At 35.0% G+C, this 594-nt stretch carries 1 protein-coding gene; it reads right to left on the minus strand.

Annotation, left to right across the window (positions count from 1 at the left end; translation table 11 throughout):
- On the minus strand, positions 1-548 hold a 548-nt coding region (locus ACYVEC_RS30645; RefSeq protein ID WP_460509593.1), incomplete at its 3' end, for a protein kinase family protein.
- Positions 549-594: the final 46 nt, after the last annotated feature.

The raw sequence follows: 594 nt of genomic DNA on the forward strand, positions 1-594 counted from the left end.
TAAAATGTAAAATATGCCTTTTCTAGGTCTCTCCACTTACTATCTTCTTTTGCTTTTAAGAAATCAGATACATCGACTACATAACCTCTTCCTTTTTCCATCATCACATTTTTCCCGTGAACATCACAAGGAGTTAATCCTTGTTTTCTTGCATACTCTAAAGCTTTATTGATATCAAGGATCACCTGTTTAGGAATTTTAATTCCCTTATGAATAGCATCGTATAAGGTAATTTCTTTTAAACGTTTCAATACTATGAAATTTTCTCCTTTATAAATAAGCTTCGAATAAGAAGGGTGATTTCCGATTCTGCGGTATACTTCTGACTCCTTTTCAATTCCTTCTCCTTCTCGCGCGTAAACTTTCACTACCCAATCTTTGTATTCTCTGTGCATGAATACTGCGGCATAATTACCTATCCCTAAACACTTCCAAAGTCTAGGAATATCATTAACTACTACAGGCTCGAATTCATCCTCGCTTCTTATGCTTACCTCTTTTAATAATTCGTCCTTTATCAATCCCACAAAATTATTTATACTCATCATTTCCACTCCGGTTTTGCTAAAAGGGGGCTTACCCACATTTTAACGA

This window comes from Bacillus sp. MN7755, assembly GCF_054771475.1.